This window comes from Haloarcula taiwanensis, from assembly GCA_002844335.1.
GTDB lineage: Archaea > Halobacteriota > Halobacteria > Halobacteriales > Haloarculaceae > Haloarcula > Haloarcula taiwanensis.
The window spans coordinates 1,964,764-1,983,917 of sequence record CP019154.1 but is presented as its reverse complement, the minus strand read 5'-3'; the positions used below and the strand labels follow the sequence as shown (position 1 = coordinate 1,983,917).

Here is a 19,154-nt window from a genome sequence, read left to right as displayed (position 1 = left end):
TCCGTGGTTCCCCGGTAAAAACTCTCGGTCACCGCATCGCATCGAGACCGACGACGACCGACTTATCCACGGTCATCCACGTCGACAGCTTGGCGACGCCGGAGAGCCCCCGCGGTGACACGGTGCACCGGTCCGGTTCACTGGTGTACTCAACCACGGTCATCGACAGTTCGTGCGGGGCCTGCGGTCGCTCGGTGGCTGCGCTCCCTGCACCGTCCGGGTTGAGGCTCATCGGTAACAGATGCTTCTCGGTGACAGTGTAAAACGGCTGCTAAGAGGTCTCTATACCGCTCCGGAGAGCTATGCCGCCTGTCCGGTGTCGACTTCGCCGTCGATGCGGACGAACCCGTAGTCACACTCCGGGCAGTGCCACTTGACCTTGGTCCCCAGATGCATCGTCGTGCTCGCGACCTTCCAGAAATCGCGGTACTCTTCGCATTCAGGACAGTAGTGTTCGAGTTCGAGGCTCATACTGAGTTGTTTCCATGGGGGTACAGTTGAATTTCCCGGTTCCACACGGGGCGTCGAAGCAGGCAAACGGCTCGAAGCCCTGTCTTCAAGTATGACTCCGAGTGCGTACGAGCCAACCCATCCCACAGCACTGGCTGTCGATGCCGAGGCACCGGGGCCGGCGGCGACAGCATCAGCGACGTTCGGTATGGGCTGTTTCTGGGGCCCAGACGCCCGCTTCGGCGCGATGCCGGGGGTGGTCAGGACGCGAGTGGGCTACGCCGGTGGAACCGAGCCGGAGCCCAGCTACTACTCGCTGGGCGACCACACAGAGGTCGTGCAGGTCGAGTACGACCCGGAAACGGTGAGCTACGAGGCCCTGCTGAACGTGTTCTGGGCGAACCATGCGCCGTTCTCCGCGCCCCTGAAGCGCCAGTATCGCGGTGTGGTGTTAGCCCACGACGACCGGCAGCGCGAAACCGCAGCGCGGACGCGTGAGGAACTGGAATCGCAGACCGGGAAGTCCGTCGAGACGGCAATCGAAACCCTCGACCGGTTCTATCTGGCGGAGGGGTACCACCAGAAGTACGAACTCCGCTCGACGCCAGTGGTCGCCGACGAACTCGAAGAGATCTACGGCGATGCGTTCGTCGATTCGACGGTCGCCGCCCGGCTCAACGGCTTCGTCGCCGGCCACGGGGACGACGACGAACGTGAGGCGCTGTTTGCCCAGCTGGATATCTCTCCGGCTGCGCTCTCTGAGGTCCGCCGCCGGCTCTAAGCGCGGGGCTGAGAGCCCAGAGTCGGCACGTGGCTCGGGCGCCCGCGCTCCCCAATGATTCGCCCACGGCTATAAGACGCTGGCAGTGCCAGATTCAGCTATGACTATCTACACCGGTCGCGGCGATCAGGGCCAGACAGATCTCCGGAACATGGAGCGGGTATCGAAGGACAGCCGCCGTATCGAGGCGTACGGCACTGTCGACGAGGTGAACGCGCTGGTCGGTGTCGTCAGGCCGACCGGCCACGACGATATCGATGAAAAGCTCCGGGTCATCCAGAACCACCTCCACATCGTTCAGGCCGACTTCGCCAACCCCAGCCCAGAGGAGGACGACCCACGGATACAGGAGTCCCACGTCGAGACGCTCGAAGATCTCATCGACGAGGCCGATTCGGAGCTGGACCCGCTCGAATCGTTCATCCTCCCCTCCGGGTCGGAGCCGGGGGCGAAGCTTCACCACGCCCGCGCGGTCTGTCGCCGTGCCGAGCGCCGTTGCGTCTCCTTTGCCGCCGAGGAGGCCGGCGTCAACGAGACGGCTATCATCTACCTGAACCGGCTCTCGGACGCCCTGTTCACGCTCGCCCGCCTCGTCAACAAGCGCGAGGGCATCCGCGAGGAAAACCCCGAGTACTGACGCCGTTTGCCGACCACGCCGGCGCCGGCGGTTCGCAATAGCAAAGTGACCGGCCCGGAAGGGTGAGATATGAAAGCGACCGCGAAGGCACATCCGATTCAGGGGCTGGTCAAGTACCACGGGATGCGCGACGAGGAACTGCGACTGCCGTACCACGACAGCATCTCCGTCTGTACCGCACCGAGCCACTCGAAGACGACGGCCGCCTTCGACCCGGACCGTGAGGAAGACGTGTACGTCATCGACGGCGAGGAGGTCAATGGCCGCGGAGCCGAACGTATCGACGCCGTCGTGGACCACGTCCGCGACCTCGCTGGCATCGACCACGGTGTCCGCTTCGAGTCGGCGAACAACTTCCCGACGAACATCGGGTTTGGCTCCTCCTCGTCGGGCTTTGCCGCCGCGGCGATGGCTCTCGTCGAGGCGGCAGGCCTCGAGATGACGCGGCCTGAGATTTCGACGGTCGCGCGCCGCGGGTCCTCGTCGGCCGCGCGTGCCGTGACCGGCGCGTTCTCGCACCTCCGGACCGGGATGAACGACAAAGACTGCCGGAGCGAGCGCATCGAGACGGACCTGGAAGACGACCTGCGGATCGTCGCCGGGATGGTCCCCTCCTACAAGGAAACCGAGGAAGCCCACAAGGAGGCTGCCGAGAGCCACATGTTCGAGTCGCGGATGGCCCACATCCACGGCCAGATCTCGGACATGCGCGACGCGCTGTACGACGGCGATTTCGACGCCGTCTTCGACCTCGCCGAGAAGGACTCGCTCTCGCTGGCCGCCGCGACGATGACCGGACCGGCCGGCTGGGTGTACTGGCAGCCCCGCACCATCGAGATATTCAACGCCGTCCGGGAACTCCGGAATGCCGAGGACGTGCCGGTGTACTTCTCCGTCGACACCGGCGCGAGCGTCTACATCAATACGACTGATGAGTATGTCGGCCGCGTCGAAGAGGCGGTCGCCGACTGTGGCGTCGACACCCGCGTCTGGGAGGTCGGCGGCCCCGCACAGATTCTCGACGAGGACGAGGCGCTGTTCTGAGTCAGTCGACTGGCCGCCGGAGGCGGATCTCGACTTCGGTCCCGCCGAACCGGCTCTCCGAAACCGAGATCGACCCATCAGACTCCCGGACGATCCACTGCGTGAGCCACAGCCCCGTGCCCGTGCTGTGCGCGAGCGGTGTCTCTGTTCCAGTTGTGAGGACCGACTGCTCCGTATCCGGAAGCCCCGGACCGTTGTCAGCTATCCGGAAGATGACGCGGTCGCTTCCGCTCGCTGGCTCGGCAGTCACATCGATACGGGGCGTCTCAGCGTCGTTGTGTTCCACTGCGTTGTCGAGGACGTTGTCGAGCGCATACGGGAGCAGTTCGTGACCGACAACGCGGCCCGTGACGCGCACGTCTTGCCGAAGGGCAAGGGTCGCTTGCTCGGTCCGCAGACGGCCGATCCGGTCACAGAGCAGTGCGCTCGGGTCGAAGGTTCGCCGTTCCGTCTCGTCGCTGTGTTGCAGTTGCTCAATCTGCTGTGCGGCCTCGCTCAGACTACGGATATCTTCGATACGGTCCGCGATGATATCGATATGTTCACTCTGGCGTTCGTCGCTGAGCAGGTCCAGATGCCCGCGGATGACAGTCACGTCGTTACGGATGTTATGCCGAAACAGGCGGTTGAGGACCATGAGCCGCTGCTCGCGTTGTTTCTGCTCCGAGATGTCGGTGACAAACAACGACGCACCGTCTGTACTCTCGCCGGCGAGCGGCGCTCCCCACAACTGCACGTCGAGCGTCGACCCGTTGGCGTGCCGGTGGGAGGATTCAACGCCGGTGAGCGACTCTCCGGAGACGAGAGAGGATAGCAGGTCGTCGAGTGTCGCTGGCGACTCCGCAAGCGTCTCGGCGTACGAACGGCCGGTCACCCGACTCTCGTTCCAGCCGAACAGTCGCTCGGCACCGTCGCTCCAGAACTGAATCGACCTGTCCGCGTCGATTACGACCACCGCGGCAGGGATTGACTGCACGATAGCCGAAAACCGTTCTACCAGCGAGCCGACCGAGTTCGCCAGTATCTCGACTTCCGCATCGCGGTCGAGTCGGGCGTCTAACAGCGCCAGTAGTTCAGACAGTAACGTCCGCGAAAGCGCTTCCCGCTCCCGGACCGCGCTGTCTTGGTACACTTCCAACAACGCTTCACGTGTCTCTGTCCGCCCCTCCTCAGCAAGGGACGCAAACAGTTCGCCGACAAGTAACTCGGCACCGTCGTCCATTTTAGGCTAGCCTAATCAGAAGAGTGCATGAATATAAATGGTATGATGATCGCTCGCCTGTCTGTCCCATGGAGGCAGGCCTTTCAGCGTCTAGCTCCAATCGAACGGTATGCGTGTCGCCGTTCTCGGAGCCGGGTACGCCGGGCTCACGCTCGCCAGAAAGCTCCAACAGATACTCCCCGATAGCGTCTCGCTGGTCGTCGTCGACGAACAGTCCGAGCATCTCGTTCAGCACGAACTCCACCGGGTCGTCCGGCGGCCGTCGCTAGCCGAGGAAATTACCGTCGACCTCGACGCCGTTCTGGACTGTGAAATCCGACAGGCGACGGTCACCGATGTCGACCCTGATGCCGGCGTTGCGACGCTGGACGAGTCGGAGACGCTGTCCTACGACGTGGGGGCGGTGTGTCTCGGCGCGCAGACGGCGTTCTATGACCTCCCGGGTGTGCGCGAGCACGCGACGCCGCTGAAGCGCCTCGATGACGCGCGCGCGATCCGCGAGCGGTTCCACACCCTCAGTGACGGCGACCGCGTGGTCGTCGGCGGCGCTGGCCTGTCGGGCGTGCAGGTGGCCGGCGAACTGGCCGAGATGCGCGAGGACAGTGATATCGAGATCCGCTTGCTCGAACAGGAAGACGCCGTGGCACCGTCGTTCCCCCCGTCGTTTCAGTCGGCGGTCCACGACGCGCTGGTCGACGCCGGCGTGACAGTCATGACCGGGACCGGCGTGGCTGGAGCCGACGCCGACGCCATTTCGCTCGCGGACGGCTCGGACCTGCCGATGGACCAGTTCGTCTGGACCGGCGGTATCGAGGGGTCACCGGCGCTCGATTCCGACCGGCCCGTCGTCCGGGCGGACCTCCGACTCGGCGAGTCCACCTTCGCGGTCGGCGACGCGGCCCGGGTCGTCGACAGCGACGGCGAGGCCGTGCCGGCGAGCGCGGCGGCGGCCATCCGCGAGGCCCGCGTCGCCGCTGACAACATCGGAACACTCGTCGAACGGTCACAGGGTGGCCACGGCGAGTTCCAGCCCCGGCTGACCCAGTACCAGTTCAACGTGCCGGGCTGGCTCGTCTCGGTCGGCGACGACGCCGTGGCGAAGGTCGGCCCCTCTGTCCTCACCGGCGGGGCCGCGCTGGCGCTCAAGACGACCGTGGGCGCAGGCTATCTCGGGACGGTGGGTGCCGTCCAGAACGCGGTCGATCTCGTCAGCGAAGAACTGGGCCTCCACGGCGAGAAGCCGGACAGTGAGTAAGGGGCGGGAAAACGGCCCGGATACCCCTCTCAAAGACGCGAGATTTTCACGGCCGTCAGCATGAGCGGGTACCTGAAACCCACGGGGGAGCGGAAGTTAACACATATATCCGACACCCGTGTATCCCGACGTTATATGCAATTCTGTGACGAGTGTGGCTCGGTAATGCACACGGAGGGCGACACCTGGGTGTGTCGCTCCTGTGAAAACGAGGAACCCCGGGACTCGCAGGCAGAAGCGGCGATGGCGACCCAGGATGCACAGCGGGACGACGGGGCACCCGCCGTGGCCGACGCGACGCAGGACGCTACCGAGACGATGCAGGAGCCCTGTCCGGCGGACGACTGCGACAGCGACCAGGCCTACTACGAGATGCTGCCGAAGCCGGGCGGCTCCTACGAGGTTCGGCTATTCACCTGTGTCGAGTGCGGCCACAAGTGGCGCGAGTCCTGATGGCGCGTCTCGCGAACCCCGTTCTTGTCGGTCAGTGAGTAGCCGATTCAAGGTCTCCGACATGAGAAGCGGAGCCGCTGTGCTGGGCGGACTCTCTGCGGTCCGGCAGCTATTCCGTCATGAGGGGATGCAATCAAGCTGAAAACAGTAGCGTCAGTCCTCGCCGTCCGCGGTTGCGTTCCCGAGAACGTCGTCGGGTTCGATCCAGATGACGAACTCGTCCTCGTCGTCACGGTCGACGACGCCGTTGATGTACTCGCCGTCGACCGGGGCGGTGTTCACTTCGGACTCGGCGACGGGGACGACCTGCCGGACCTCGTCGACGATCCAGCCCATCGCACCCTGTTCCTCGAACACGCCTGCGTCGAAGACGACGATGAGATTCTCGGTCCCGTCGCTGTCGATGTCCATCATCACCTTGGGGTTGAGAATCGTCGTAATCTGGCCCCGGAGGTCGACGACGCCCTCGACGTAGTCCTCGGTATTTGGGACGCGAGTGACCGTTTCGCGCTTGACGATCTCCTCGACGTAGTCGATGTCGAGACAGTAGTACTCGTCACCGAGCGCGAACTCGAGTACCCGGACCAGCTCTTCTGTCTGGGTCGCGTCGTCATCGATAGCCGCGGCGCGAGCGCCACCTTCGGTCGTGGCGGTGTTGTCCGACGCCATCGCCTCCTCGATGAGTTCCTGGTCCGGCAACTCGACGCCGGTCGGCCCCTGCATCGGGCTGGCCGAGGCCGAAAGGTCGTCTGTCGGCTGGTCGGCAACACCGGCGTCGACGTTCTCACTGGTCATCTGTGCGGAGGCCTCGGCCGCTCGCTGTGCGGCGGCCATCGCGTCAGTATCGGTCTGGGCAGTGGTTGCGCCGTCGGCGTTCGTGTCGCTGCCGTTGTCGTCAGGAGTCTGTCCATCGGCCGCCGCTTCCTCAGGCGCGTCGTCGCTCTGGGCGGCCGACGGTTCCGCGTCACCGGCCCTGACCGGCGTCTCCTCGTTTCCGCTGTCGTCGGAGTGGTCACTGGACCCATCCGTGGAGTCATCGTCCGTCTCCTCGGTGTCGTCGGTAGTCTCTGCTTTGTTCCCCTCGCGCATCTGTCGGATGCGCTCCGCTCTGTCCATACGTTCGTCGTCACTCATGCTGGTACCTCTGTGTCGGTAAAGCCGAACTGCTTGTCGAGTTCTGCGGCGATGTCCTCGAAGACAGCCGCCATATCACACGATTCCTCTGTCGCGAAAATCGATTGGCCGGCGCTGAACGCGCGCTGGAGCGCGACCCGCTTGCGGACCTCCCAGACGGGACTGTCCGGGAATGCCATGTTGAACCATTCGAGCATCGTCTCGTCCTCGGATGTCGTTTCGACCCGGTTGGCGACGACGCCGAGCGTGTTGATCGACGCGTCGGTCTGGCGCTCCATCGCGGCCATCTGGTCCATCAGCAGTTCGATGGCTCGCTCGGAGGTCGCTTCAGTCAGCGCGGGAATGAGGACGTTCTGTGCGGCGTACATTCCGGTGTCGGTCAGCTTCCCGTAGAACGGCGGGCAATCGATGATAACGTAGTCGTACTCGGCGTCGAGCGTCGACAGCGCCCGGTCGAGCGTGTCGAGCGCGTGTGACCCCGTGACCATCTCTGGCGTGATGTTGATCGCGAACGAGGCCAGCGCGGCCTGGTCGATATCCCCGCCTTGGGTGTTGACCCGGGCGATGAGGTCGGCGATGGTCAGTTCGTGCTCGGCCTGGAGCATATCGATGCTGGAGGGGATCACGTCCATCTCCTCACCCTCGCAGATGAGGTCACCCAGCGCCGATGGGTCACCAGTCAGTGCGTCGAACAGCGTCGGCGGGTCGGCGTCGTACGCCTCGACGAGACCGACGCCTTCCGTGGCGTTGCCCTGTGGGTCGAGGTCGATAAAGAGGACGTCCCGGCCGCGGTCGTTCAGTGCACCGGCTACGTTGATAGCAACTGTCGTCTTTCCGGTCCCGCCTTTCGCGTTGGTCACACAGAAGCGGGCTGGACCGGTTTCTGATTGCCGGTTCATCATCCAAGTATCCACAGGTCGACTCCGAGCCACTATAAAAATGTGGTCCCGATTATCAACCTCGCAACTGGGGGACGGAACGCGGACGAGACCGAAATGCCCGCGAGCGTGTGCATGACGGCCGTCTGACGGTGTGCAAGATTTATGATTGTGTAGATTGAAGGGTCAGTATCATGACCATCAACCCGCGTGATTACGACCTCGACGAGTTACGGAAGATGGCTCGTCAGCGGGGCAACGGGATGGGCGACGAGGACGTTCCGGACCCGACAGATCTCGACATGGGGCTCGACGACTCCGACGAAGAGGTGCTTGCGGGGAGTTCGTTCCGTTCCGGGCTCTACCGTGAACTCCTGCCGTTCCTCGGTGGTGACGCACAGGAGAAACCCTATCTCGAAGCGCTGCCCGAGACCTACGCCGCAGAGTTCGTGGTCTTCGAGTGGCTGGAGTTCCTGCTGATGCACTCCGGGTATCAGGGGGCCGACGAAGCGCTCGATTACTACCGCTCTATCGACTGGATCACCGAGGACGTACAGGACGACCTCTCGGACTATCTGCTCGGCATCGACGAGTCGGCGACCAACGACGACAACGAGCTGAGCGTCGACGACCACATGCTGAGCCTCGTCTACATCGCGAAGCTCACAGCGATGACATAACGCTCGTTTTCAGCAGCAGTTCTTTCCGTCACATTCCTGATATCGAGGATGCTGCAGTATCAGTCACCCGAGGGGGCAGCTATCAGTCCTGAATACTAGGGAGAGGATATATATCGGGCGGTCGACAAGGACGACCGTATATGAGTGACGAGGATGCGGACGACGACACCGGGTCCGAATCAGACGCCGGTGTGTCGTCAAGCGGCGCTGCCGCCGTTCCGGTCGGGGTCAAGCTCGGGAGTACCCGGACCGTCATTGCCCTGCCGGGCGAACACGGCACGGAGAACCGGATCATCAAGACACTGACCTGCATGGCGACGTACGAGGACGCCCTGACCGGTGAGGAGAAAATCCTCTACGGCGAGGAAGCGGCCCGCGAGTATCCGGATCGCGTCGAGTACATGCTCCGGTCGGGACTGCCCGAGGACGCCGACCGGGCCGAGATGACCAAGACGTTCTTCGAGGCGATCATCGAGGAACACGACATCCCGGCAAACAGCGGCGTCGTGTACGCTATTCCGACCATCGACAATCCGACTGGGCTGGAGAACCTCCAGAACGTCATCGAGAACTCCTCGATCGGGCTGGAACTCGTCGAGAGCTATCCAGAGTCACTGTGTGGCTCCATCCCGGCCTTCGGCGACGACCTCGAAGCCATCGACGAGATCTTCGTCGCTGTCAACATGGGGTCGACGAACCTCGAAGCCTCTGCGTACCGCCGCGGCGAACAACTTTCGCCGTTCACGACGGGCGCAGTGACCGGGAACGAGGTCGACCGGATGATCGCCAACTACGTCGAAGAAGAGACGCAGGGCCGTGTCAACATAGACAACCAGACTGCTCGCGAATACAAGGAGGAGCACGCCGACTTCGTCGATTTCGAGCCGTTCACGGACATCATCCAGCAGCCCGGCGGCGGCTCACACGAGTTCACCATCGAGCGCTCTGTGATGGACGCGGTCAACGAGTACCTCGACGACGCCGTCGACGAACTGGCGAACACGTTCCTGCCGGAGCTGGCAAACGACTACATGAAAGTGTACCAGCTAGCACTGGACCGGCCGATCGCCATCACCGGCGGCATGGCCTGCATTCCCGGTATCGTCGACGAGTTCGAGGAGCGACTCAGCGCGGAACTGAACCGCGATATCGAAGTCATCGCCGCCGACGAACCGGACATCGCACCGACTATCGGCGCACAGCGGATCGCGGCGCGTCTCGTCGAGACCAACTAGGGATTCCGCCAGCAGTCCAGCCACTGTGCGATTCTGGGCTCGGACTGTGCCATTTTGTGACCGCGACCAGTCGAGAGCAGTTCGAATACGTCAGTGTCGATTCCGAGGCCGGTCGCGTCAGTTGCGAGGTCACCACCCCGTCGCTTCTGAGACGGACTCCCGCTGAGACGAGTACGTGGCATATGCTCGGCTATGCGAGCATGACACCTAAAGTCAAGTCAGACAGCCGTCTGCCGGCTGACGGACGGCGTGGCGAGATACGCGGGATATCGACGGCCGCGGCCTGACGGGAACGCGACAGCGCAATTCAGGTGAAGACTGCAGTAATTTACTACACCAGTATCAGAATTCATAAGTCAAACTCAAGTCTTCAGGTGTATTTTGCTCCGGTAATGGGAAAAATTATCAAATTAAATAATTTGGAGGATCCACCTGATATCCTCACCCGCACCGGTCCGGGCGGGCTCTTCTCGACCGGCTATCTCCACGACGAGCCAGCACTGGCAGCCGTCGACGACGACGAGACCCCACGGTTCGCTCTCACCAGCCGCAAACACGGCGTCGAACTCGGTACGTCGAAGTCTGGCGAGACGGTGCAGCCGGGCAGCAACTACCGCATGATCGGCGTCGTGACGGACAGGCGACTCATCGTGCTAGTGGGAAACGACGACGGCGACAGGCGGTTCGCCGTCCCACACGTCGATATCGATCAGGTCGCGGGAGACCACTCGCTGGGCCACGGTCAGATCACGCTCCGGCGGTGTGGTGGGACGGAGTGGCGGGTTCACTGTGGCAAACAGGGAATCGTCGACCTGACCGCGTATCTTTCCCATGCGTCACAGGCGTGGGTTCGCGTCGAGAATATCTTGGACGAGGTCAAGCGGATGCTCGTGAGAGCAACAGAACAGCGCGATCAAGGGGACTACGAGCAGGCACTGGCGACGGTGCTGGAAGCCGGGGACCGCCTTGACGTGGCCGGTGAAACGGCCACGGAGTTCGGGCCGTCCGACGATGCGAACGCGCTCGAAGACCGCGTTACCACGGTGCGAGAACGCCACACTGCGACACTCGCGGAGGTCCGTCGCAGCCGCGCTCGACGGGCAGTCGACACCGGTGAGCAGCGCTGGCGAGGGCGCGAATTCGAGGCGGCGTACGACGCCTACGAGGTGGCGCGAGCGGAGTATGACGAGATTCTCTCACTTCCGACCGAGGGCGTTCCAGAACTTGCCGACATCCGTGCCGAGCGTGACCGACTCGAAACGGTCATCGATGACCTCGAACAGTCGCCGCTGCGCACTGCGGCTGCAGCCGACAACGAGGCTGTCGCGGCGCAGGACCCCGCTGTTGCCGCCAAACACTGGGCCGAGGCGCTCGAAGCCTACCGAAACGTCCTCGAGCTCGACTGGGGGGCGGATGAACGCCGGTTCGCTGGCGACCCTGAGCGGGTCCGGGACCGACTGGGGACCGTCGCGGAGCACCTCGTCACCGCGCGACGGGCGGTTGCGACGGACGCGATGGAGGCAGGGGACTGGTACGCCGACGCCAGCCAGCCCGACGCCGCGTTAGCGGAGTACAAGACGGCAAAAGCGGCGTTCGAAACTGCCCTCGCAGACGCCAGAGACTGTTATCCGGACGCCATCGACCACCTGGAAGCGGAACTCGATGCCGTGGAACAGCGGCTTTCGAGGGCGAAAGCCAGACTCGATGGCGACCCCGTCGACGTGGACGACCGCTTCGTCGGGACTGAGACGACGCCGGACCCGGACATAACGACCGCTGACGAGCGCTCGCTGTCGCCGACTGACACGACCGACCGCTCGGATATCGAGGACGGTAGCACCGACCCGAAAATCGACCCGACGGGACACGGCGGGTCGTAGTCCCAGCCAGCCACGCGCTCTCAGCTACCCGTCGATTGTCTGTTCGCTCTGGAGAACTGTGTCGCGGTGGCGCTGTCGACACAGACGGGAGCTTCTGATCCGATCCATGTGAGGAGATAGCACAATTCAGCCGTGTCAGGCCGTCTCCCGCCCGGGCCGACCATGTGCAGGAGAAAATTTATATCCCATAGTAGAATATATACAATTATAATGGATTGCACCAACTGTGGCACGCGGATGTCATACAACGATCAGACGACAAAGCTCACCGAGTTCGTCTGTCCCAGTTGTCATGAGACCGTCATCGACTGGAAGGCCGAGGCCCGCAACGCTCGCGTCCACTGACCGGCTCTGCTCGCTTTTTCATCGATAGTCCGCTGTCAGCTACTGCTCTGGCTGTTAGCCCTCCCTGACTGTCTCTGTACACTGTCGCTGAGCGGGGTGAGGCTACGCTGTAGGCAGCCAGTGGGCTGCCGGATGGGTGCTGCCCACAGCAACGCCGCAATACACAATATCGTGCACATTCACTCAAAAACGATTGCCGAATGTTTTTATATTTCAGGCAGGGATAACGGGCAATGGCAGATTCGCCACGCATCGGCTGTCTCTACGCCGACACCTGTACGGACGAGCAGGCGTCGGCCTACGACTGGTGTCAGGAGACACTCGACGATGCCGAGCGGTGCGCACTCTCCTCTGTCGAACCCACCGAGTACGATGTCCTCTGGTGGCACCGGGACGAACTGTTCGACGGGCGAGCCCTTGCGGACGCGCCAGCGCTAGCCGCGTACGTCCGCGACGGCGGCTCGCTCCTGCTGACGCTGAGCGCGCTCTCGGCCGTCGAACCACTGGGATTCGAGGCGGTTGCGCCAGATGCGACCGGCTGGGAGGAGATCCCCGAGCCGACCGGCCACCTCTGGCAGGCCCTGTATGCCGACCACCCGATCCACGCGGACTACGACACCCTGCGCGTCCACACCCGCGGCCCGGGCGTGACGATTCCGTACGCGCGATACGAGTCCATCGCGCCACAGTCCGGGGACGTCCTCGCCAGCACGGTCCGGGGCGACACCGACGTGGTCAAACAGATGGCGGCCATCTCTTGGGAGCCCGGCGACGGGCAGGTGCTCGGGGTGGGCTCTTCGGTGGCGTTCGCCCAGCCGACCCACGACGTGTGTCGGGGCAACCGCGAGACGCTCATCGAGAACGCGCTGAGATTTCTGGCGACCGACGACCGGCATCCGCTGACTGGCCGTCCGAAGGATGCCGACACGTTTGGGCAGTTACGCAAGCGCCTCGACGACGACCCGTGCCGGCCGTCCTATCACGTCACCCCGCCCGCGAACTGGCTCAACGACCCGAACGGCCTCATCCACTGGAACGGTCGCTACCACCTGTTCTACCAGTACAACCCCGTCGGCCCGTTCCACAACACCATCCACTGGGGCCACGCGGTCAGCGACGACCTCGTCCACTGGGAGGACCGTCCGGTCGCGCTCACGCCCTCGCCCGACGGGCCTGACCGGGACGGCTGCTGGTCGGGCTGTGCGGTCGACGACGGCGGCGTCCCGACCGTGCTGTACACCGGCGGTCGGGACAAGCGCCAGCTCCCCTGTATCGCCACCGCCGCGGACGACGACCTCACGGCCTGGGACAAGGACCCGGACAACCCCATCATCGAGGAGTTGCCGGCCGAGCCGGAGGTGCTCCGCACCGAGCACTGGGAAGGGGAGTTCCGGGACCACTGCGTCTGGCGCGAGGACGGGACCTGGTATCAGCTCATCGGGGCCGGCATGGAGGGCGGCGGCGGCGCGGCCCTGCTGTACGAGTCCGCTGACCTCCGGGACTGGGAGTATCAGGGCCCGATCCTCACCGGCGACCGCGACACCGCCGGCACCGTCTGGGAGTGCCCGGAACTGCTGGATTTCGGCGACCGCCAGCTCCTGCACATCTCGAACTACGAGGACGTGGTGTACTTCCTGGGCACCTACGCGGACGGCGAGTTCGAGGTCGACCGCCGGGACAAGCTCGACCACGGCGACTTCTACGCGCCGCAGTCGATGTGGACCGACGACGGTCGCATCCTGACCTGGGGGTGGCTCCCCGAGGCCCGGGACGTGAGCGGGCAGTGGGACGCCGGCTGGTCGGGCGCGATGTCGCTGCCCCGGGAGCTGTCCCTGGCCGACGACGGCGGCCTCTGCCAGCGGCCGGCCCCGGAACTCACCGAGCTACGGGGCGAGCACACCGGCTACGACGTGGTGCGGCTCGGCGACGATGATAGCAAGGAGTTGCCGGTCGAGAGCCGGTCGTTCGAGCTTCGCGCCACGGTCCGTCTGGAGGACGCCGAAGCCGTCGAGCTGTCCGTCCTCGAATCGCCGGACGGCGAGGAGCGGACGCCAATCCGGTACACCTACGAGAGCGAGATCGCCGTCGACCGGTCGGCCTCGAGCACCGACCCTCAAGCGACCGGCGACACACAGTCGATGCGAGTCCAGCCCTACGACGCGCCGCTGTCGCTGCGCGTCTTCGTCGACGGCTCTGTCGTCGAAGTGTTCGCTAACGAACGGCACTGCCTGACCAGCCGCGTGTACCCGACCCGCGAGGACGCGACCGGTATCTCGCTGTCTGCCGAGGGCGGGCGCGCGACCGTCGCGTCGCTGGACGTCTGGGAACTGGACTCTGTCTGGTAAGCGGTATCCGCGAAAACGCCGCTGTGTCGGTTACTCTGACCCCGTCCGCGCGCCGTAGCTCCCGGTGCCGGCGTCGGCCCGTTGCCCGCGCCGAATCAGTTCCCGGTCTGTCGGCGGCAGTCCCTCGCCGTCCAGCGGGATGTGCCAGTGCCCGAGCGTTCCGATGATGCGCGTTCGGCTCCCCTCGACATCGAGCCGGAGCGTCGGGCCGAGCGAGCCGCCGAACCGGCGCATCTGCTCGGATTCGGACAGATGGGCGATTTCGTCCAGCGTCTCGCCGTCGAAGTCGTAGTAGTTGAAGAAGCTCTGGACAAGCACCTCGCCGTCGTGGGGAAACGCCATCCACGAGTAGGACTGGAACGGCGCGTTTTCGGGGTTCGTGGCGACGAGCCCCGACTCGTTCAGCGGGACGTACTCGCCCCGTAGCTCCTCAGCGACGAAGCCGTACAGCGCGTCGAACCCTTCGAGGCCCGGCGCGAAGGTGTGGAGGTGGCTGGAGATAAACAGGTAGTACAGGCCGTCCTGATACACGATGTGTGGCCGTTCGAGTTCCTGATTGACGCCCACAGCGTCCAGCAGTGGGTCTTCAAGCCCCCACGCCAGCGGGTCGCCGGTCGGCGAGCGAGCGATGCCCACGCTTCCGTTGAACTCCTGTAACGCGTCGTCGCCACCACAGATGTCGCTCCCCTCCAGAACCGGCGTGTTTGCTTCGAACAGGAGCCACGTCTCGCCCGTCTCCGGGTCCTCGAAGAACCACGGGTCGCGGAAGGTGTATATCATCCCGCGGGACTGGTCTTCGCGCTCGTAGCGTTCGCCGTCGGGCTGTAGCAGTTCGTGGTGGGTCCACGGACCCGAGAGTTCGAACCCGTCTGTCGTGTCGATGCTGCCGCCACCTGCACCGACAATACGCTGGGTGTATGTCAGGTCTTCGGCCCTCTCCTCGCCGGCCGCAGTGTAGAACAGATAGACGCTGCCGTCGTCGTCATACAGGGCGGACCCGGCCCACTGGCGCTGCCCCAGTGCGTCCTCGAACACCGGGCCAGCGTTGTGCCAGTTGCGACCGTCGTCAGAGTAGAAACAGCGGATGGTCGCCACGTCGTGGCGCTTGCCGGGTAGCAAGTCGGACGGAGCCGTCAGGGAAAAACAGACCCGGTAGCCGTCGACTGTCGCCAGCGTGCCGTCGCGGTTGCGGAGGAACCAGGTGTCCCAGATATGAACCTCGGGAATCTGTTCGGTTTCCGGCGGATAGACGATGGGGGCAACGGTGTCGTCGGTGCGCGCGATCCGACTCGCCTGCTCGCGTGTCCACCCGGCGCGTCCCCTCGTTCCGGGACGGCTCTCGCCGAGTGCCTCGTTTGTCATACCTCACGTTGGGCCGACCACGGCTATAAATGTTGTCAGGCGGGTACCACGGGTGTTGTATGAGAATTTTCCAATACGTGTGTTTCCGGGAGCAGACATGGCGAAAAAAACTGCTAGTGTGTAGTCAGGGAGCCGAACAGCACGTCACTCGCTTGAGTCCTCACTCCCGCTAACGCCCTCTGGGCCGGTGATATCGAGCGGCCGGACCCACTCGTACCAGATGAAGACGACGCCGAGGCCGTACCCCAGCGCCCAGACAGCGCTCCCGACCCAGGGGTAGCCAAGTGTGCTGAAGCCCCAGTTTGCGAGTCCCGGGAGGATAATCGCAGCAACGACCGTCAGCACCAACACTGCTGTATCCCGATTGTTCACGGTCGCAGCCCCCACGTTGCTGTGCCGTTCATACGTCGAGTTAGGCTCGGACACTCCTGAGTCTGTCGGAACACCGACCCGTGACCGGGTCGAGACTGACACCGTAGCCGTCCCATTTTTATCATCGTATGCCCTACCCCGGATGTCGGGAATGTCTCAGAACCACACAGACCGGTCGTCTTCGGAAGACATCGAGTGGTGCTACGATGCCGTCCATCGTGTGTCGCGGACGTTTAGTCTCACAATTTCGGAACTCAACGAACCGATGGCCCGGGACATCTGTCTGGGCTACCTCCTCTGTCGTGTGGCTGACACTATCGAGGACGCCGGTCATCTCCCTCCAGCGGTACAGACTGAACTCCTGCAGACGTACAGCCGCTCGCTCGAACCATCGAGCGGGACGACCGTGTCGTCGTTCCACGACGCTGTCGAAGAGTGGATCCCCACGACGACGAACGCCGACTGGGAAGTCGTCGAGAACGCGGGCCGCATCGTCGACGTGTTTCACACGCTCGACGACCACTCCACGCGGACGATCCGCGGGCCGGTCCGGGAACTCGTCGATGGGATGGCGATGTTCGTCGACCGCTACGCCGAGGCCGGCGGGCTTCGAATCAAGACGCTCGACGAACTCGAAGAGTACTGCTGGTACGCCGCGGGCACCGTCGGCACGCTGGTGACCGGACTGGTTTCCCACGAAGCCACCGACGAGCAGATCGCCCAGATGGAGGAAAACGCCCGGTCGTTCGCCCTGCTACTCCAGCTCGTCAACGTCGCCAAGGACGCCGCGACGGACATGGAAGAGGAGAACAACGTCTACCTCCCGCTGGAGTTGCTCCACGAGCAAGGACTCGATCACAGCGACGTGAGCAACACGGACAACGTCGACTCGCTGGTCCCCGTCATCGAGCAGGTAACCGAGCGAGCGGAGGGCTACCTCGACGACGCACAGGCGTGGCTCGAGGCCATGCCCGAAACCCGCGGCAACACGCTCTCTGCGTGGGCCATTCCGTTCCTGCTCGCGGTCGGCACGATTCGTGAGCTCCGTGAGCGACCTGCCGACGTTATCGAGCAGGGCAACGTCAAGATCTCCCGCGAGGAGGTCCACTCGGTGACACAGCAGTTCGGCGGCGACGGCGATCCCTCTATTGGGGAGTTGCGAGCCAAGATCCGCCAGCAGCCGCTCCACCAGTACTGACGACCAACAGAGACATTCCTCTTTTGCGGTCGCATCCGCAGGCCCCTGTCGGACGCGAACAGGCAGCCACTACCCTACCTATGTCCGTTGGTCTCTCCCTCACGCGCGTCGTACTTCTGGACGAGTTCGCGGAGCCACCAGAGCTTCAATCCCCCCATCGCAACCGTTGCGACTGCAGCGCTGACCGGCCGACGACGCCAGGCAGCGTACAGGGCGATAATCGACGCCAGCGCGCCGGCAGTGTTACAGGCGTTCGGATAATCGAGGCCCATCGTTCCGCTGTCCTGCTCCCTGAGCCACCACCGCTCTGCCAGCACAGCACGGGTCATCCAGGCGTCCTCAGTCTCGGGCGGCGCGAATAGGACTGGGTTGACCAGCGTCCACAGGAAGGCCGCAGCCAGGAGCCGCCAGTCCCGCTGATACACGGCGTACACGATGACAGCGCCGGTCGGCACACGCGACCAGCCGCTCTTGGGATTCGAATGCCGCGCCCAGAACCGGTCCTGTACGCTGTCTGGAAGTGGGACAGTCATATCATCCCCTTATCGTATCAGATAATAACAGTACTGCCGGTGAGACCCAGAACAGGGGCTTCGAACGGGGACAGAACACTCATGTCCGCCCTGTGCGAACGCCGTCTATGGCCACAGCGGCGTCGGGACTCTCCGAGCCACAGGTACTCGCCCGGACGAAAGAGAGGCTATTTACCGACCGCGAGGACGCCTACGTCGTCGCGGACACGCAGTTCGCACAGCAGCGTTGGCTGGACGACACACCTATCGAGGCGTCCGTACAGGCGACGCTCGCGCCGTTCAACCACGTCCGGGTCGGGACCGGCTATCCCGACCTCGTTGGCGTACAGACGCTCTCGACGGACCTGCTGTCCGTCGACCGACTCGGTGACCGGCCGCCGCTCATCGCCGTCGAGGCGAAGGGCTACACCGGTGACGGTGCCATCGACACCGAGCGCGGGGTTGTGCAGGCACACGACCGGCTCAACGAGGCCAACGTGGCCTTCTTGGCTGCGCCTCAGAGCGGTATCTCAACCGCCGCCCGGACGATGGCCCGCGAGCTAAACGTCGGTGTGCTGGGCGTCAAATCCGGCGGCTCAGTCGCGGTTCTGGAACGGCCACGCGTGGTCGGCCACGGGTCGATGGATGCCGCTTCGGCGGTCCGGTTTCAGGCCAGTGCCCAGGGTGTCGCCGATCAGAACTTCGGACTCAACCATCCGAAGAACTACATCGCGGTGCCGTTGACGGTCTACCACGACGATGACGCACGGGACCTGCTTGCGTCCCACGTCGTCGGTGCCGTCGACGGGGCTATCGCCGGAGCGGCGTTTCTGAATCTGATCGAGACCGGTCAGGGCACACCCACGCTGACACCGCTGGGGCGGGAGGTGGTCAGGTTCGCGCTCCGGACGGTCGGCGACCTCGACGCCGCTCTGCAGCGGTTCGAGGACTGGCAGCGGTCCCGCCGGCGCTTCATCGATATCGCCCCACAGTGGGGGCAGCTTGTTCGCCGCGTCGTCTCCGACTACCCCGCCACGGAACTCCTGGTTGACGGGCTCTATGCCTGCCATCGAGATGGTTACGAGGCCCCGACGCTCGTCGAGTTCGTCGAGTACCTCCACGCGCTCCACCCGGAGTTCACCGTCGAACTGTTCCTCCGCGGCGACGAGGCGGTCCGCCAGCGGGTGCTGACCGGCGACGGGGACCTCCGCCGCGCAGAGCTGACCGACGGCAGCGTCTATCACTCACCCACCGTGTTCCAACTGAAGGCGATGTACTACCACGCTGGCATCGTGACAGCCCGCGGCGCGGAACCATCGAACCTCGACCCAGAGGCGGACGAGTGGGCGCTGTGCGACCCGATCACGTAGC

Annotated in this window: 19 protein-coding genes; 11 read left to right on the top strand and 8 right to left on the bottom strand. The window is 64.1% G+C overall.

Annotated features, from left to right (window positions below):
- Window positions 1-28: 28 nt before the first annotated feature.
- Window positions 29-232, bottom strand: coding sequence for a hypothetical protein (locus BVU17_10080; GenBank protein AUG47845.1), 204 nt, complete (start codon window positions 230-232; stop codon window positions 29-31).
- Between the two features lie 330 nt (window positions 233-562).
- Here BVU17_10080 and BVU17_10075 point away from each other — a divergent pair, with 330 nt between their 5' ends.
- The 3 genes from BVU17_10075 (at window position 563) to BVU17_10065 (ending at window position 2,912) form a co-directional block, all read left to right on the top strand.
- Complete coding sequence (locus BVU17_10075; GenBank protein ID AUG47844.1) at window positions 563-1,231, top strand: peptide-methionine (S)-S-oxide reductase; 669 nt, start codon at window positions 563-565, stop codon at window positions 1,229-1,231.
- Between the two features lie 100 nt (window positions 1,232-1,331).
- Window positions 1,332-1,868, top strand: coding sequence for an ATP:cob(I)alamin adenosyltransferase (locus BVU17_10070; protein ID AUG47843.1), 537 nt, complete (start codon window positions 1,332-1,334; stop codon window positions 1,866-1,868).
- Between the two features lie 69 nt (window positions 1,869-1,937).
- Window positions 1,938-2,912, top strand: a complete 975-nt coding sequence (locus BVU17_10065; GenBank protein AUG47842.1) for a diphosphomevalonate decarboxylase — start codon at window positions 1,938-1,940, stop codon at window positions 2,910-2,912.
- Window position 2,913: 1 nt separating this feature from the next.
- Here BVU17_10065 and BVU17_10060 read toward each other — a convergent pair whose 3' ends face one another.
- On the bottom strand, window positions 2,914-4,134 hold the full coding sequence (locus tag BVU17_10060) for a histidine kinase (GenBank protein AUG47841.1): 1,221 nt from the start codon (window positions 4,132-4,134) through the stop codon (window positions 2,914-2,916).
- A 109-nt stretch (window positions 4,135-4,243) separates the two neighbouring features.
- Between BVU17_10060 and BVU17_10055 the strand changes: the two genes are divergently transcribed.
- Window positions 4,244-5,389: an NADH dehydrogenase gene (locus BVU17_10055; GenBank protein AUG47840.1), complete on the top strand. Its 1,146-nt coding sequence runs from the start codon at window positions 4,244-4,246 to the stop codon at window positions 5,387-5,389.
- 135 nt (window positions 5,390-5,524) lie between these two features.
- Window positions 5,525-5,842, top strand: a complete 318-nt coding sequence (locus BVU17_10050; protein ID AUG47839.1) for a DNA-directed RNA polymerase subunit M — start codon at window positions 5,525-5,527, stop codon at window positions 5,840-5,842.
- A gap of 153 nt (window positions 5,843-5,995) precedes the next feature.
- Here the strand turns inward: BVU17_10050 and BVU17_10045 are convergent, their stop codons facing one another.
- Both BVU17_10045 and BVU17_10040 read right to left on the bottom strand, forming a co-directional pair.
- Entirely contained in the window at window positions 5,996-6,976 is a 981-nt protein-coding gene (locus BVU17_10045) for a chemotaxis protein CheW (protein ID AUG47838.1), read from the bottom strand.
- Entirely contained in the window at window positions 6,973-7,875 is a 903-nt protein-coding gene (locus BVU17_10040; protein ID AUG48891.1) for a chromosome partitioning protein ParA, read from the bottom strand. Before BVU17_10040 ends, BVU17_10045 begins: the two co-directional genes overlap by 4 nt.
- 173 nt (window positions 7,876-8,048) lie before the next feature.
- On the opposite strand from BVU17_10040, the gene BVU17_10035 reads away from it, so the two are divergent.
- Together BVU17_10035 and BVU17_10030 are read left to right on the top strand one after the other, a co-directional pair.
- Entirely contained in the window at window positions 8,049-8,534 is a 486-nt protein-coding gene (locus tag BVU17_10035) for a flagella E (GenBank protein AUG47837.1), read from the top strand.
- Window positions 8,535-8,674: 140 nt separating this feature from the next.
- Complete coding sequence (locus BVU17_10030) at window positions 8,675-9,769, top strand: hypothetical protein (protein AUG47836.1); 1,095 nt, start codon at window positions 8,675-8,677, stop codon at window positions 9,767-9,769.
- On the opposite strand, the gene BVU17_10025 is transcribed toward BVU17_10030, so the two are convergent.
- Entirely contained in the window at window positions 9,766-9,951 is a 186-nt protein-coding gene (locus BVU17_10025) for a hypothetical protein (protein AUG47835.1), read from the bottom strand. The two genes, BVU17_10030 and BVU17_10025, sit on opposite strands and share 4 nt — an antisense overlap.
- A 210-nt stretch (window positions 9,952-10,161) precedes the next feature.
- Here BVU17_10025 and BVU17_10020 point away from each other — a divergent pair, with 210 nt between their 5' ends.
- Both BVU17_10020 and BVU17_10015 read left to right on the top strand, forming a co-directional pair.
- Complete coding sequence (locus BVU17_10020) at window positions 10,162-11,649, top strand: hypothetical protein (GenBank protein ID AUG47834.1); 1,488 nt, start codon at window positions 10,162-10,164, stop codon at window positions 11,647-11,649.
- Between the two features lie 578 nt (window positions 11,650-12,227).
- Complete coding sequence (locus BVU17_10015) at window positions 12,228-14,339, top strand: sucrose-6-phosphate hydrolase (protein ID AUG47833.1); 2,112 nt, start codon at window positions 12,228-12,230, stop codon at window positions 14,337-14,339.
- A gap of 30 nt (window positions 14,340-14,369) precedes the next feature.
- Here BVU17_10015 and BVU17_10010 read toward each other — a convergent pair whose 3' ends face one another.
- Together BVU17_10010 and BVU17_10005 are read right to left on the bottom strand one after the other, a co-directional pair.
- Window positions 14,370-15,701 (bottom strand): glycoside hydrolase 68 family protein, encoded by a 1,332-nt coding sequence (locus tag BVU17_10010; protein ID AUG47832.1) that lies wholly within the window; start codon window positions 15,699-15,701, stop codon window positions 14,370-14,372.
- 144 nt (window positions 15,702-15,845) lie between these two features.
- Window positions 15,846-16,046 carry a hypothetical protein gene (locus BVU17_10005; protein AUG48890.1) on the bottom strand — a complete coding sequence of 67 codons (201 nt, stop codon included), beginning with the start codon at window positions 16,044-16,046 and terminating at the stop codon, window positions 15,846-15,848.
- 178 nt (window positions 16,047-16,224) lie between these two features.
- Between BVU17_10005 and BVU17_10000 the strand changes: the two genes are divergently transcribed.
- Window positions 16,225-17,271 (top strand): farnesyl-diphosphate farnesyltransferase, encoded by a 1,047-nt coding sequence (locus BVU17_10000; GenBank protein ID AUG48889.1) that lies wholly within the window; start codon window positions 16,225-16,227, stop codon window positions 17,269-17,271.
- A 74-nt stretch (window positions 17,272-17,345) separates the two neighbouring features.
- Here BVU17_10000 and BVU17_09995 read toward each other — a convergent pair whose 3' ends face one another.
- Entirely contained in the window at window positions 17,346-17,804 is a 459-nt protein-coding gene (locus BVU17_09995; GenBank protein ID AUG47831.1) for a hypothetical protein, read from the bottom strand.
- A 107-nt stretch (window positions 17,805-17,911) separates the two neighbouring features.
- On the opposite strand from BVU17_09995, the gene BVU17_09990 reads away from it, so the two are divergent.
- On the top strand, window positions 17,912-19,153 hold the full coding sequence (locus BVU17_09990; GenBank protein AUG47830.1) for a hypothetical protein: 1,242 nt from the start codon (window positions 17,912-17,914) through the stop codon (window positions 19,151-19,153).
- Window position 19,154: the final 1 nt, after the last annotated feature.